The 14,741-nt window shown below is 72.9% G+C and carries 12 protein-coding genes; 8 read left to right on the top strand and 4 right to left on the bottom strand.

Going from position 1 to position 14,741, the window contains the following annotated elements; genetic code table 11:
• Positions 1 to 258: 258 nt before the first annotated feature.
• Both rph and NH2_RS08755 read left to right on the top strand, forming a co-directional pair.
• On the top strand, positions 259 to 2,907 hold the full coding sequence (gene rph / locus NH2_RS08760; RefSeq protein WP_067650953.1) for a rifamycin-inactivating phosphotransferase: 2,649 nt from the start codon (positions 259 to 261) through the stop codon (positions 2,905 to 2,907).
• Positions 2,908 to 3,138: 231 nt separating this feature from the next.
• Positions 3,139 to 4,983, top strand: a complete 1,845-nt coding sequence (locus tag NH2_RS08755; RefSeq protein WP_067650950.1) for an anthranilate synthase family protein — start codon at positions 3,139 to 3,141, stop codon at positions 4,981 to 4,983.
• A gap of 73 nt (positions 4,984 to 5,056) precedes the next feature.
• Here NH2_RS08755 and NH2_RS08750 read toward each other — a convergent pair whose 3' ends face one another.
• Together NH2_RS08750 and NH2_RS08745 are read right to left on the bottom strand one after the other, a co-directional pair.
• Entirely contained in the window at positions 5,057 to 6,208 is a 1,152-nt protein-coding gene (locus NH2_RS08750; RefSeq protein ID WP_067650947.1) for a DUF7802 domain-containing protein, read from the bottom strand.
• Positions 6,205 to 7,134: a metal-dependent hydrolase gene (locus NH2_RS08745; RefSeq protein ID WP_067650944.1), complete on the bottom strand. Its 930-nt coding sequence runs from the start codon at positions 7,132 to 7,134 to the stop codon at positions 6,205 to 6,207. Before NH2_RS08745 ends, NH2_RS08750 begins: the two co-directional genes overlap by 4 nt.
• Positions 7,135 to 7,223: 89 nt before the next feature.
• Between NH2_RS08745 and NH2_RS08740 the strand changes: the two genes are divergently transcribed.
• The 5 genes from NH2_RS08740 to NH2_RS08720 all read left to right on the top strand — a co-directional run bounded on the left by NH2_RS08740 (position 7,224) and on the right by NH2_RS08720 (position 11,953).
• On the top strand, positions 7,224 to 7,835 hold the full coding sequence (locus NH2_RS08740; RefSeq protein ID WP_067650941.1) for a TetR/AcrR family transcriptional regulator: 612 nt from the start codon (positions 7,224 to 7,226) through the stop codon (positions 7,833 to 7,835).
• Between the two features lie 107 nt (positions 7,836 to 7,942).
• Positions 7,943 to 9,043, top strand: a complete 1,101-nt coding sequence (locus NH2_RS08735; protein WP_084505345.1) for a glycosyltransferase — start codon at positions 7,943 to 7,945, stop codon at positions 9,041 to 9,043.
• On the top strand, positions 9,040 to 10,128 hold the full coding sequence (locus NH2_RS08730) for a glycosyltransferase (protein WP_067650938.1): 1,089 nt from the start codon (positions 9,040 to 9,042) through the stop codon (positions 10,126 to 10,128). The genes NH2_RS08735 and NH2_RS08730 overlap by 4 nt, the downstream gene beginning before the upstream one ends.
• A complete protein-coding gene (locus NH2_RS08725; RefSeq protein WP_067650935.1) occupies positions 10,125 to 11,105 on the top strand; it encodes a hypothetical protein in 981 nt (326 codons plus the stop codon). Before NH2_RS08730 ends, NH2_RS08725 begins: the two co-directional genes overlap by 4 nt.
• A complete protein-coding gene (locus NH2_RS08720; protein WP_084505344.1) occupies positions 11,102 to 11,953 on the top strand; it encodes a glycosyltransferase family 2 protein in 852 nt (283 codons plus the stop codon). Before NH2_RS08725 ends, NH2_RS08720 begins: the two co-directional genes overlap by 4 nt.
• Here NH2_RS08720 and NH2_RS08715 read toward each other — a convergent pair.
• Together NH2_RS08715 and NH2_RS08710 are read right to left on the bottom strand one after the other, a co-directional pair.
• On the bottom strand, positions 11,914 to 13,305 hold the full coding sequence (locus NH2_RS08715) for an FAD-dependent oxidoreductase (RefSeq protein WP_067650932.1): 1,392 nt from the start codon (positions 13,303 to 13,305) through the stop codon (positions 11,914 to 11,916). The genes NH2_RS08720 and NH2_RS08715 overlap by 40 nt on opposite strands.
• A gap of 10 nt (positions 13,306 to 13,315) precedes the next feature.
• Positions 13,316 to 14,203, bottom strand: coding sequence for an AurF N-oxygenase family protein (locus NH2_RS08710; RefSeq protein ID WP_067650930.1), 888 nt, complete (start codon positions 14,201 to 14,203; stop codon positions 13,316 to 13,318).
• A gap of 308 nt (positions 14,204 to 14,511) precedes the next feature.
• Here NH2_RS08710 and NH2_RS08705 point away from each other — a divergent pair, with 308 nt between their 5' ends.
• Positions 14,512 to 14,715 (top strand): cold-shock protein, encoded by a 204-nt coding sequence (locus NH2_RS08705; RefSeq protein ID WP_067650927.1) that lies wholly within the window; start codon positions 14,512 to 14,514, stop codon positions 14,713 to 14,715.
• The last annotated feature ends 26 nt before the right edge of the window (positions 14,716 to 14,741 follow it).

The raw sequence follows: 14,741 nt of genomic DNA, 5'->3' as shown, positions 1-14,741 counted from the left end.
CGCCGGCGCGGGCTGGGACGACGACGTGCTCGCCCTCCTGCTCGAGCAGGTGAGCGCGACCGGTGCCGATCCCGGACTCCGCACCGACGCTTAATCGGATTCTGGCCACGACCGGGCGCATTCCGCAGTGGGAGCCCATCGCGGTCTGATCCCCCATCCCCCTTTCACTGTATACCCGATTTCGCGCGCTCATGAGCCGCCGATCTGTGGTCCATACTCGCTCCCGTCGTAGGAGAAACCCCAGGTGAGGAGTGGCGAATGGCCTATGTGCTCGGCTTCGCGGAGATCGACCGGACCCAGGTCGCGATCGTCGGCGGCAAGGGCGCGAACCTCGGCGAGCTGTCGCGCGTCGACGGGGTGCGGGTGCCGGACGGGTTCTGCGTGACCACGGCGGCCTACACCGCGGCGGTGGCGGGCGCGCCCGAGCTGGAGGAGCTGTTCGACGAGCTGTCCCGGCTCGAGCCCGGCGACCGGGAGGCGGGCCGGGTGCTCAGCGCGCGGGTGCGCACCGCGATCGAGGAGCTGGAGATCCCGGGCGAGGTGGCGGCGGAGATCGTGGCCGCGCACGCCCGGCTCGGCGCGGAGGGCGCCTACGCGGTGCGCTCCAGCGCGACGGCGGAGGATCTGCCGACGGCGTCCTTCGCCGGGCAGCAGGACAGCTACCTGAACATCTCCGGCGCCGACGAGGTGCTCGAGCACGTGCGCCGCTGCTGGGGTTCGCTCTTCACCGAGCGGGCCGTGGCCTACCGGCAGCGGAACGGGTTCGGGCACAGCGGGATCCGGATGGCGGTGGTGGTGCAGGCCATGATCTTCCCGCGTGCCGCGGGGGTGCTGGTCACCGCCGATCCGGTGACCTCGGACCGCACGGTGACCTCGATCGACGCTGTCTTCGGGCTCGGCGAGGCGCTGGTCTCGGGGCTGGTGAACGCCGACAACCTCCGGGTGCGCGGTGGCGCGATCGTCGAGCGGGCCATCGCGTCCAAGCAGCTCGCGATGGAGGCGGCACCGGCCGGGGGCACCCGGGTGCGCGAGATCGCGCCCGAGCATCGCGACGACCCGGTGCTGACCGATGCCGAGGTGCTCGAGCTCGCGCGGCTCGGCCGCCGGATCGAGGCGCACTTCGGCAGCCCGCAGGACATCGAGTGGTGCCTGGCCGACGACGGCGTCCGCATCGTGCAGAGCAGGCCGATCACCACGCTCTTCCCCATTCCCGAAGCGGCGGACGGCGGCACCCGCGTCTACGTCTCGGTGGGCCACCAGCAGATGATGACCGATGCCATGAAGCCGCTCGGCATCTCGCTGTGGCAGCTCACCAGCGGCGCGCCCATGCGGGACGCGGGCGGGCGGCTCTTCGTCGATGTCACCCCGGTGCTCGCCGCGCCCGGCTCCCGCGCCGCGCTGGTGGCGGCGCTCGGCAAGTCCGATCCGCTGCTCGGCGACGCCCTGCGCACCCTGGTGGAGCGCGGCGGCTACGTCGCCGAGGCGGCCGAGCCGGATCGTCCGGTGCCGGGCACCGTGCCCGCACCGGCCGAACTCGACCCCGCGACCGTCGGCGAACTCATCGCGGAGAGCGAGGCATCACTGGCGGTGCTGAAGCGCGAGATCGAGGGCCACACCGGGGCCGCGCTGCTCGACTTCATCCGCGCCGATATCCAGGAGCTGCGCCGGGTGCTGTTCGACCCGCGCGGCCTCGCGTTGATCACCGCCGCCATGCAGGCCTCCGAGTGGCTCAACGACCGGCTCCTGGAGTGGCTGGGCGAGAAGAACGCCGCCGACGCGCTCACCCGCTCGGTCCCCGGCAATATCACCTCGGAGATGGGGCTCGCGCTGCTCGACGTCGCCGACGCCATCCGCCCGCACCCCGAGGTCATCGCCTACCTGCGGCAGATCGAACACCGCGCGCAGGCGGGCTTCCCGGACCGGCTCGCCGCCGGCGAGCAGCGGGTCGCGACCGAGGAATTCGCCGACCGGCTGCCCGGCCTGCCCGGCGGGGAGCAGGCACGGGCAGCGCTCGAGGGCTTCCTCGAGCGGTACGGCATGCGCTGCGCGGGCGAGATCGACATCACCCGCCCGCGCTGGAGCGAGCGCCCCGCCACGTTGCTGCCCGCCATCCTCGGCAATGTCGCCGGGTTCGAGGCCGGGGCGGGCGCCCGGCAGTTCGCCGACGGCCTGCACGCCGCCGAGCAGGCCGGGCAGCGCATCCTGCGGGAGGTGCGGGCGCTCCCGGACGGTGCCGCGAAGGCCGCCGAGACCGAGCGGATGATCGACCGGGTCCGCACCTTCTCCGGCTATCGCGAGTACCCGAAGTACGGCATGGTCTGCCGCTACTTCGTGTACAAGCAGGCACTGCTGCGCGAAGCGGACCGGCTCGTGGCGGCCGGGGTGCTGCGGGCCGCCGACGACATCGACTACCTGCGCTTCGACGAACTCCGCGCGGTAGCCGCCTGCCACCGCGCCGACGCGGAGCTGATCGCCGCCCGCCGGACCGCGTTCCGCGCGCACCAGGCGCTCACCCCGCCGCGGGTCCTCACCTCCGACGGCGAGGTGCTGACCGGCGCCTACCGCCGCACCGACCTGCCCGCGGGCGCGCTGCCCGGCACCCCGGTCTCCGCCGGGACGGTCGAGGGCCGCGCCCGCGTCGTCACCGATATCGCGCACGCCGACCTGCAGCCGGGCGACATCCTGGTCACCGCCTACACCGACCCGAGCTGGACCCCGCTCTTCGTCGCCATCGCCGGGCTGGTGACCGAGGCGGGCGGGCTCATGACGCACGGCGCCGTCATCGCCCGCGAGTACGGCCTGCCCGCCGTCGTCGGGGTCGAGCACGCCACCGCGCTCGTCCGGGACGGGCAGCGCATCCGCGTGCACGGCACCGACGGTTACGTCGAACTGCTGCCCGGCCGGTGAGCGGTCTCCCCGGGGCCGAGCCCACCTCCCGACGCGAAATGTTTCCAGTCGGACATTCCCGGGACGGTGTTGTAGGGTCTCCGATCATGATCACCCGGCACGTCTGGCAGTGGCGCCACTAGGCGCCCCGTCAGCGTGCGATCGCTCCGCTCAGAGGCTGCCTTCCCGTCGGGACGCGCCTCTGGCGAGCAGGGGTTCGGAGTTCGGGCAGGCGATACGAAAGGGTTCCCGGTGTCCGAGCTGTTGATCGAGGTCCTCGAAGGGCAACACGACTGCTTCGCGCTGCTCTGCCGTGACGGCAGCACGCTGGACGTGCTGACCGGCAGCGCGCGCGAGGTCGCCGCCATCGGCGACATCCCGCTGCCCGAGGCGGCGGACGGCCCCGCCGTGCTCGCCGCCATCCCGTACCGGCAGATCGGCGAGCGCGGCTTCGCCTGCCACGACGACGGCGCCGCGCTCACCTGCCTGCTGATCGAGGCGCGCGACACCGCCGCGGTCGCCGACGCCGTCGACCTGCTGCCCGCGGGCAGCCCCGGGCTGCGCGCCGGCGAATTCACCACCTCGGACAGCGATTACGCGCAGATCGTCAAGCAGATCGTGACCGACGAGATCGCGCACGGCGCGGGCGCCAACTTCGTCATCCGCCGGGACTTCCGGGGCCGGATCGGCGGCGACCACGTGCGCAGCGCGCTGGTGCTGCTGCGCCGGCTGCTGCGCCACGAGGTCGGCGCCTACTGGACCTTCGCCTTCGTCACCCCCGAGCTGGCGCTGGTCGGCGCCACCCCGGAGCGGCACGTCTCCGCGCAGGCGGGGACGGTGCTGATGAACCCGATCAGCGGCACCCTGCGCCACCCCGGCGCCGCGCCCGACCCGCGCGCCGTGCTCGAATTCCTCGGCGACCGCAAGGAGACCGACGAGCTGTTCATGGTCGTCGACGAGGAGCTCAAGATGATGGCCGCCGTCTGCGACCGCGGCGGCCAGGTGCTCGGCCCGTACCTCAAGCAGATGGGCAACCTCACCCACACCGAGTACCTGCTGCGCGGCGCGAGCACCCGCGATGTCCGGGACATCCTGCGCGCCACCATGTTCGCCCCCACCGTCACCGGCTCCCCGATCGAGAACGCCGCCCGGATCATCCACCGCTACGAGGAGGGCGGCCGCGGCTACTACTCCGGCGTGCTCGCCCTGCTCGGCCGCGACGAGCACGGCCAGACCCTGGATGCCCCGATCCTCATCCGCACCGTCGAGCTGGGCGCCGACGGCACCGTGAAGGCCTCCGTCGGCGCGACGCTGGTCCGCGCCTCCGACCCCGCCACCGAGGTCGCCGAGACGCACGCCAAGCTCGCCGGCGTGCTCCAGGCGCTCGGCGTGCGGCGCGGGCACCGGCCCGCCGCCGGGCGCACCGCACTGCACGAGCACGCCGAGATCCGCAAGGCGCTGGCCGCGCGCAACGGCTCGCTCGCCCAGTTCTGGCTCGACCGCCAGCCCGCCTGCACGCCGCGCACCGGCGCCGAGCCGGTCACCGCGACGATCGTCGACTGCGAGGACGAGTGGTCGGCCATGCTCGGCCACCAGCTGCGGCACCTCGGGCTCACCGTCCGGATCCGGCGCTGGAGCGACCAGCCCGACTCCGACCCCGCCGACCTGCTCGTCATGGGCCCCGGCCCCGGCGACCCCACCGATGCGGCCGAGCCGCGGATCGCGCGCATCGACGCCCTGCTGCGACACCGGCTGCGCGAGAGCCGCCCGCTGCTCGCCATCTGCCTGAGCCACCAGCTGCTGGCCGCGCGGCTCGGGTTGCGGCTGGTCCGGCTGGCCGCGCCGAACCAGGGCAGCCAGCACACCATCGACCTCTTCGGGCGGCGCACGACCGTCGGGCTCTACAACAGCTTCACCGCGGTGGGCGCGGTGCCGCCGCCCTGGGTCGCCAGTTGCGTCGACGGGGCGAGCGGGGCCGTGCACGCGCTGCGCGGGCCCGGATTCGCATCGGTGCAGTTCCATCCGGAGTCGGTGCTGAGCACCGACGGGATCGAGATTCTCGGTGAGCTGGTGACGCACGCGCTCGCCGGGCGGTGACCTGGGGCGGGGCGGGCCGAGGCGGGTTGCGGTGCGGCCCCTCGGCCCGGGACCCGGCCGCACCACCGGGGCGTTAGGCCGGGGCCGACTCCTCGGCAGGCGCCACCGCTGCACTCGGCCCGGCGATCGGCGGGATCGTGACGGTGGCGAGCACCGAAGCGATCGCGATGCCGAAGCAGGCGATGGTGTACCAGAGACTGCCGATGGGATCACCCTTGCCGGTAACGCCGTCCTCCGCGCCGAAATAGAACGGAAGCGCGGTCACCCACAGCACCCCCATCACCACCAGGTACACGACGGCATAGCACTGCACGAACCCATTGCGATCACCGCGCGGCGACGAGGCGTTGGCCCGCAGCTCCGACCACCGCCGGCACAGCAGCACCACCGCCACCACCGCCAGCACGACCAGTTCCGCCGCGTACACGATTCCGCGAACCGTGTCGCTGCCGACCCCGATCACGGTGGCGGGCAACGGCAACACGAAAGTGCCGACCGAGGCGAGCAGTCCGATCACCACGGTCCGCCGAACCAGTTGCAGGCCGGTGAACTCCACCCCGGCATCCACCTGCCGCCCGACGAAGAACTGCACGCACAGCGCCAGCGACATCGGCCAGAGCGCGGCGAAGACGACCACGCTCGGCAGCGGCACCGCGGCGAAGAAGGGCTGGTTGATGGGATTGTCCAGCGACCACTCCCACCAGCGCAGCTGGGGGCCGATGTGGTCGAAGATCTCGTAGAAGGCGTGGTGCACGAAGCCCACGCACACAGCGCCCGCCAGCACCCCGTACCGGCGGAACACCCCGAGCATACGGACGATCTCGAAGGCCAGCGTCGCCATGAGCGGATAGATCGCGACGATGTAGAGCGGTAGCCGCCCCCACAGGAAGTCCACGGTGAAGACGTTGTGCGCGAACATGGTGTCGACGTGTTCCTCGATACCGAACGCCGCCGGGAAGTACAGCGGCGGCTCGATCACGAAAAGGTAGGCGGTGGCGCCGAACCAGAGCACGAGGTTGGTCGGGTCGCGGTGGCGGCGCAGCCGCACGATGGCGTGGACCAGGGCGAGGATCGAGCCGAGCACGATGGTCGCCTCGAGCACCGGCAGCGTCCAGTTCTCCAGCGCGGCCGGGTTGCGGAACTCGATCAGCCCGCCCGCCTCGTCGCAGGAGAAGCCGAGCCGCACCGCGAGTTCGGCGAAGGTGGGGGCACAGAGGTCGCTCATCCCCGCACCGCCAGCGGCGTTTCGGCGGTGTACCAGCGGGTGCAGTCGTAGCCGGCGTCGTAGCGCGCGAACCACTCGCCCGCCAGCGTCGGCAGCTTCTCCGTGCCGGGATCGTGCCCGGGCAGCTGGCTGCGGAACACCCCGGCCAGCGCGGTGAGCTGCTCCCGGCGCGGCAGCCCGTCGAAAGCGCGCGGCATGGGGCCCTTGGTCAGGTAGGGCGCGACGGAGCCGAGCACCCGCTGCTTCACCCGGTGGGTGGCGAACATGGAGAGCGCGTCGACCTTGCGCTGTGCCAGCGGGATGTGCTGATTGAATCCGGCGCAGGCGATCCGGATCACCGTCATGACGTGCGCGAAGATCGAGGGCGCCATCCGCATGCGGTACAGCTCGTTGCCGACCAGCGCGTTGAACAGGATGAGCGCCGAACTCCGGTGCTCGACCTCCTCCACGAAGTGCCAGAGGAAGAGCGAGGCCACCCGGTCGTCGCCGGGGCGGAAGAGGGTGTCGGCGTGGTCGAGCATGAGCTTGAAGACCGGCGTGAAGGTGGCCTCCAGATCGGCGGTGTAGGCCAGCCGGTAGTCGGTGGAGGTCGCCTCGGTGAGCAGGTCGAACTCGCCGATCACCGCGTCGAGGGTGTTCTGCAGCCCGGGGTACTGCGCGATCAGCGCCTTGACGTGCTGGCGGTGCGCGGTGGAGTGGTGGCCCTCCTGCCGCATGAAGGCGATCGCCTCCGCGGCCACCTCCGGGTCGGTCAGCACCGGCTTGAGCTGCATGATCAGCTTGACGATCATCTTCTCGAAGCCGACAGCCAGGAACGAGACGGCATTGGTCATGCTCGACCACGCGGGGTTCTCGGGGTTCCAGCAGAACGGGACGTCGGCGGTGTCGAAGCCGAAATCCATCTTCCGCGGTTGCAACTGGGTCATCTCTCGCCTCATACGTCGGGGCCGTTTGGGTCACCATACACAAAAGCGCATCGCTGTATGATTGCTTTCGCGCTGGTAATGTCCGGTCGGTGGCGCGCAGACGCGGATGGGGCGGCAGTCCGCCGGCCGACGACGAGGACGCGCAGCGCCGTATCGTCGCCGCCGCCGTCGAGCTGATCGGCGCGACCGGCGCGGCGATCACGATCGCCCAGGTCGCCGAGGTGCTCGGGGTGATCCGGCAGACCGTCTACCGCTACTTCCCCACCGCCGAGGCGCTGATGACCGCCGCCGCCATGGCCTCCGTCGACGGCTTCCTCGACCGGCTGACCGCACACGTGGCGGGGCTGGAGGACCCGGCCGAGGCGATGACCGAGGGGGTGCTCTTCACCCTCGTCGAGGTGCGCCGCACCCCGCACCTCGGGCTGCTGCTCTCCAGCTCCTACTCCGGGCGCGACCCGGACAGCCTCACCTCCGAGCAGGCGCGCACCTTCGGCATGACCATGATCCGGCGCTTCGACGTGGACTGGGAGCGGCACGGGTACGACGAGGAGGCGCTGCGCGAACTCGTGGAGTACGTGCTGCGGACCATGCAGTCCTTCTTCGTCTCGCCCGGCGATCCGCCGCGCACCGAGGCGCAGCTGCGGGGCTATCTGCGCCGCTGGATGGGCACCGCCATCGCCGCGCAGTCGCGGGTCGGCTGACGCCGCCGAAAGTTTGCCGGTACGCACCGGGGGTAGCAGCCCATCGTCACCTGTGATCAGCGGCGAAAGGACGGACCCGGCATGGTGCGAACTCCTGGCGGGCAGCGATGACCGAGGCCGTGCTCGCGCCGCCGCGGCGGCCGGGCGCGCCTGCGCCGATCCGGGTGGCGTCGGTGCCCGCCTCGCACGTTTACGTGCGGCACCTGGGCGACCCCGGCGACGCCGACGGCGTGCTCCGGCTGCCCGACCCGCCGCCCGCGGACGGCCGCACGGTGCCGGGCGGCTGGTGGCCGCCGCTCATGCTCGACCCGGCCTGGATCGACGCGCACCACGCCGAATTCGACCTCATGCACGTCCATTTCGGCTTCGACAGCGTCGAGCCCGCCGCGCTGCACGCAATTGCCCGGCGGTTGCGGACACACGGCAAACCGCTGGTCTACACCGTGCACGACCTGCGCAACCCGCACCACCCCGACCCCGGCGACCACCTCGCCCAGCTCGACGTCCTGATCGAGGCCGCCGATGTGCTCATCACCCTCACGCCCGGCGCCGCCCGCGAGATCGAGCGCCGCTGGGGGCGGCGGCCGCACGTGCTGCCGCACCCGCACGTGGTCGAGGCGGAGCTGGTGCGGGGCGAGCGACCGCCGACGCGGCAGTTCGGCGTCGGGGTGCACGTGAAGAGCCTGCGCGCCAATATGGATCCGCTGCCGGTGCTGGAGGTGCTCGCCGGTGTCGTCGCCGAACTCTCCGGCGCGGTGCTGCGGATCAACCTGCACGACGAGCTCTTCGACCCGGGAAACCACTGGTACGACCCACGCACCGGCGCCGCGCTGCTCGCCTTCCGGGACCGGCCGCAGGTCGAGGTCCGGGTGCACGGGTACTTCTCCGACGCCGAGCTGTGGCAGTACCTGTCGTCGCTCTCGGTCTCGGTGCTGCCCTACCGCTTCGGCACGCACTCGGGGTGGCTGGAGGCCTGCTACGACCTCGGCACCGCGGTGCTCGCCCCGGACTGCGGCCACTACGGCGACCAGCGCCCCTGCCACACCTACGGATTCGGCGCGGACGGGCTGGACGCGGGATCCCTGCGGCGCGCCGTGCTCGCCGCGCACGCCGCCCCGGCGCCCCGCGCGACCTGGCCGGAGCGGCTCGGCGAGCGCCGCGCGCTGGCCGCCGCGCACCGCCGGCTCTACGAGCGGGCCCTGTCGTGAGCGGGCTGCGGGTCGCGCTCATCGCCTCCAGCAGGCACCCCATCGCCCAGCCCTTCGCGGGCGGGCTGGAGGCGCACGTCTGGCACCTGGCCCGCGCGCTGCGCACCCGCGGCCACGCGGTGACGCTCTTCGCCGCGGCAGGCAGCGACCCCGCGCTCGACGCGGCGACCGTCACCGAACCGGCGTTCACCCCGAGCCCGCTCGCCGCCGCCGACCCCTCGGCCGCCCCGCCGGCGTTCCTGGCCGACCACCACGCCTACCTGAGCCTCATGCTGCGCCTCCAGCGCACCGGCGCGGCGGATTTCGACGTGGTGCACAACCACAGCCTGCACTACCTGCCGGTGGCGATGGCGGCAGGCGTCGCGGTGCCGATGCTGACCACCCTGCACACTCCGCCGACGCCGTGGCTGGAGTCCGCGGTCGGGGTCGCCGGGGCGGGCGGGTCGGCGTTCGCCGCGGTCAGCGCGCACACCGCGCTGTCGTGGCGGCCGCTGCTCGGCGAGATCCCGGTGATCGGCAACGGCGTCGACGCGCGCCGCTGGCCGGTCGGCCCCGGCGGCCATGACCTGGTGTGGACCGGGCGGATCACCCCGGAGAAGGGAACGGACCTGGCGATCGAAGCAGCGGCGGCGGCCGGGCGCAGGCTGCACCTGGCCGGGCCGGTCAGCGACGGCGGCTACTTCGCGCGCGCGGTCGCGCCGCGGCTGGGGCCGGAGGTCGTCTACCACGGGCACCTGCACCAGGCGGCGCTCGCCGAGCTGGTCGGCTCGTGCGCGGCCGCGCTGGTCACCCCCTGCTGGGACGAGCCGTACGGGCTGGTGGTGGCCGAGGCGCTGGCCTGCGGGACGCCCGTGGTCGCCTTCGCCCGCGGCGGGATTCCGGAGATCCTCGATTCCGGCTCCGGCGTCCTGGTCGCACCCGGCGACACCGCCGCCATGGCGGCCGCCGTCGACCGGGCCGCCGCGCTGTCGCGGGCGGAGGCGAGGCGGCGCGCCGAGACGCACTGCGCGCAGTCCGGGATGGTCGATGCCTACCTGCGCCGCTACGCGCAGCTGATCGGCCGCGGCACGGAGGCGGCCGCGTGATCGGCTACTACGTGCACCACCACGGCTCCGGGCACCTGCATCGGGCCCGCGCCGTCACCGCCGAACTCGGGGAGCCGGTGACCGTGCTGACGTCGCTGCCCGACCCCGGCGCCGGATTCGCCGACGCGGTGCTCCTGCCCCGCGACGACGAGGGCGCCGACCCCACCGGCACCGACGCGGGCGGCGCGCTGCACTGGGTGCCGCGCGGGGACCGCGGGCTCGCGGACCGGATGGCGGCGATCGCGGCGTGGATCGCCGCGGCGCGGCCCGCCGCCATGGTCGTCGACGTGTCGGTGGAGGTCGCGCTCCTGGCCCGGCTGCACGGGGTCCCGGTGGCGACCATGGTGCTGCCCGGCGTGCGCGGCGACGACCCGCACCGGCTGGTGCACCGCATCGCCGACCGGGTGATCGCGGCCTGGCCGGGCGAGCTGAACGATCCGCCCTACCTGCGCGGCAACGATGTCCGCTTCGTCGGCGGGATCAGCCGTTTCGCCGGGCGCGCGCGGGTTCCGGATCCGCGGGCGCCCGATGTGCTGGTGCTGGCAGGCGCGGGCGGTGCGGACTTCGGCGCGCGGGAGGTCGCGGAACTGGCCGCGCGGCACGGGAACCGGCGCTACCTCGGCCCGGGCGCCTGGGTGGATGATCCGTGGCCGCTGCTGTGCGGGGCGGGGGTCGTGGTCACGCACTGCGGGCAGGGCGCGGTCGCCGATATCGCGGCGGCCGGGGCGCGGGCGGTGCTGATTCCCGCCGCGCGCCCCTTCGGCGAGCAGCACGCCACCGCCGCCGTGCTCGACGCCGCCGGGCTCGCGGTGGTGGCCACGCGATGGCCCGCGCCCGGCGCATGGCCGGGGCTGCTCGAGCGCGCCGCGGAGCTCGACCCGCGCCGGTGGACCGCGTGGCGCACCACCGGCGCCGCCGCCAGGGCCGCCGCGGTGATCGAGGAGCTCACCGGCGCGCGCGAACGGCGGGCATCGTGACGACGGCGGTCATCACGCTGTGCGGCAACCGCCTGCCGCACCTGCGCAATCAACTGCGCGGCATCGAACTCGGCACCCTGCGCCCCGATCATCACATCGTGGTCTCCCTCGGCGACCACGCCGTCGCCCCCGCGCTCACCGGCACCCCGGCGCGGGTGGTCGAATGCGATTGCACCGCTCCGCTTCCCCTGGCCGCCGCGCGCAACCTCGGCGCCAAGGCCGCGCTGGCGGCCGGGGCGGAGGTCCTGATCTTCCTCGATGTCGACTGCGTCCCCGGCCCGGAATCGCTGGCCCGCTACCGCGAGCTGGCGGCCGCCGGCGAGCAAGCACTGTGGTGCGGCCCGGTCACCTACCTGCCCCCGCCACCGCCGGGCGGCTACGACCTCGAGCGGCTCGAAGCCCACCGGTCCCCGCACCCGGTCCGCCCCGACCCCGGCCCCGGGGCGGTCCTGCGCGACGGCGACCACGACCTGTTCTGGTCCCTGTCCTTCGCCTCGACCGCCGAGACCTGGCGAACACTCGGCGGCTTCCACCCCGGCTACCGCGGCTACGGCGGCGAGGACACCGATTTCGGCGCCAAGGCCGCCGCGGCCGGGATACCGCTGCACTGGGCGGGCGGCGCCGACGCCTACCACCAGCACCACCCGGTCTCCGACCCGCCGGTGGAGCACCTCGCCGACATTCTCGCCAATGCCGCCCGCTTCCACCGCCGCTGGGGCCGCTGGCCGATGACCGGCTGGCTCCGGGCCTTCGCCGAGGCGGGGCTGGCCGAGTACCACCCCGCCCGCGACGCCTGGACCGCGCGCGCTCACACCCGCAGCAGCTCCCCCGAGCGCGCCCCCGCGTGATCGTCGGCGAGCGCGGCGACGGTCTCCGCCGCGCACACCCGGTTGTCGCCCACCCCGCCGACCGGCCCGCGCTTGGCCCACCCGGTGACGTAGAGCCCGGGGACCACGTCGCCGGTCGCCGGATCCACCACCCGGCCCGCCCGGTTCGCCACCGTGCCGCGCTCGCTCAGCGGGACGCCGCGGATCGGCGTCACCTGGAACCCGGCGGCGCTGACCACGGAGTTCGCGCCGAAGGTGCGCCCGGCGCTGGTCGAGACCCGCAGTGTGCGCCCGTCGGCGATCTCCAGCCCGGTCGCCTCGCTGCCGAAGGAGAAGACCACCCGGGTGCGGCCGCGGGCGGGCGGCTCGGCGATGTCGACCGCGGGCAGCTCGCCGATATCGCGGACGAACGGGGTCGCCACCGCGCCCGGCGCCAGCCCGGCCCCGTCCCTGGCGAGGTCGACATCGCGCAGCTGCGTGAGCTTGTGGAAGACCGAGGGCGTGAAGGCGACCCGATCGGTGCGGGAGAGCACCAGGATCTGCTCGACCGGACGCCCGCCCGGGTTCACCGCGTCCCTGGTGACGATGTGCCGGACCAGGTCCATGGCGACATTTCCGCCGCCCACCACCAGGCACACCGGCCCCAGGTCACCGGCCCCGGCGGGCGCGGGCAGCCCGGCATTGTCGGCGGCGATGATGTCGATGGCGTGGTGGAAGCCGGGGATCCGGCGGTGGTTGTCGTGGCCGAGGGTGCGCGGGCGGGTCGCGCCGCAGGCCAGCACGGTGGCGTCGAACTCCCGGCGCAGCTCGTCCACGGCGATGTCGACGCCGATCTCGGTGCCGAGCAGCACGGTCACCCGGTCGTCGCCGAAGGGCTTGCCGAACAGCCCGATCATGTCCCGCACCCGGCTGTCGGCGTGCGAGACGCCGCGGCGCAGCAACCCGCCGACCTCCTCGTGCTTCTCGAACACCGTGATCCGCGCCGAGCCGGAGCGCTGCAGCAGCTCCCGCACGGTGTAGAGCGCGGCCGGACCGGCGCCGACCACGGCGATCCGCAGCGGCGCGGGCAGCGCGCGGTGGCCGGTGCCGCGCGGCGCGGGCACCCGCGGCGAGCGCGGCCTACCCCGGAAGAACTCCTCGTTGATCCGCGCGAAGGGCAGCTCGGTGCTGGTCAGGTCGAACTCGGACTTGATCGCCGAGGCCGGGCAGGCCTCCACGCAGGCGGTGCAGTCGATGCAGGTGCGCGGATCGATGTGCAGGGTCGAGGCGGTCGCGAAACCCGGCTCCCCCGGCGCGGGGTGGATACAGTTCTGCGGGCACACCGTGACGCACGAGGCGTCCTTGCAGCAGTGGCCGAGGATCACATGGGTCACGCGGGTTCCCTCACAGCAGGTTCGACTTGCGGTAGATCCAGCGGGAGCCGCGGTCGAGCAGCTCCTCCCGGCTCAGGAAATCCATCAGCGGCTCGGCGGCCCGGCGGAACATCATTCGGTGGTGCTCGTTGCCGTCGATCGCCCGCTTCACGGTCCCCCAATCCAGGCCGAGGTCCTCGTAGACCCGCCGGTTGATCAGGCTCTTCCCGATCACGTGGGTGCCGATCGCGATGATCAGCGCGCAGACCCGGCGCCGCAGCCGCGAGCGCCCGGCCAGCTGGTCGCGGATATTGCGCCGCGCGAACTGCATGTGCCGCGACTCCTCCACCACGTGGATGTAGGAGGTCTGGCGCACCGCGGCGGCCACCTCGGCATCGGCCATCCAGTCGCGCTGCATGACGTCGAAGATCTCCTCACCCGCCAGCACCAGCCCGTAGACCGCCTCGCGCCAGGCCACGTAGCGGAACAGCCAGCCGAAGACGGTGAAGGAGAAGTCCCTGCGGTGGAAGCGCGCCCCGATCCCGGCCACCGCGTTCACGAACATCAGCGAGTGCATGTTCTCGTCCGCGCACTCGTGCAGCAGGAAGCGGGTGTCCGGGCGCGCCGGGTCGGCGTTCACGTGCCTGCGCAGCAGCGCCGACTGCAGCAGCAGCTCCAGCCAGATCGCGACACCGAGGAACTGGGCCACCTCGGCCCTGGTCACCAGAACCTGCCGGTCGGGCGGGAGCGCGCGCCAGGCCGCGGTGTCGTACAGCGGCGACCAGCGCGGCGACATGCCGTGCGAGCGGTCGTCGTGCTTGGCGTCGGCGAAGATCGCCGGGTCGCGGGCGTCGAAGGACAGCCGCGCTGCCGAGGACAGCAGATCTTCGAACAGGGCATCGCTGTCCGCAGACGTCATCGTCACTCCTTCGGTCGGGCGGTGTCGAGCCGAGGTCCCACAACATTCGGAGCGCCGAACGGCTGGGACTGCTCCCGCGGCAGCCGTATGTCCCTGACCGGATCACCGGTCGGATTCCACGCGGTCAGCGGACCCCCGGCCGCTGTTCACCGACGTTTCACTCCGGGACCGGTCGGTTGCGATCCCGTAGCGATCGTCACGTTTACCTCCCCGAGGGTGCGCTGGAGGAGTAGATATGGCAGGCTGTCCGGTGAGCACGGGTTGTCGCAGCGATCTCCCGGCTCTCAACAGAAAGCAACACTAAGTAAATGACGCAAGGCAGTGTGAAGTGGTTCAACGGCGAAAAGGGCTTCGGGTTCATCGCGCAAGACGGTGGCGGCCCTGACGTGTTCGTCCACTACTCCGCGATTTCCGGCTCCGGGTTCAAGTCCCTCGACGAGGGGCAGCGTGTCGAGTTCGAGATCGAGCAGGGCCAGAAGGGTCCGCAGGCTCAGAGCGTCCGCGCCATCTGAGAGCAGCCAGAACCACGGAAACCCGC

The sequence above is a fragment of the Nocardia harenae NBRC 108248 genome (assembly GCF_001612885.1).
Lineage (GTDB): Bacteria > Actinomycetota > Actinomycetes > Mycobacteriales > Mycobacteriaceae > Nocardia > Nocardia harenae.
Note: the sequence above shows the minus strand (reverse complement) of the source record. Positions and strands in the feature narration are given on the sequence as shown.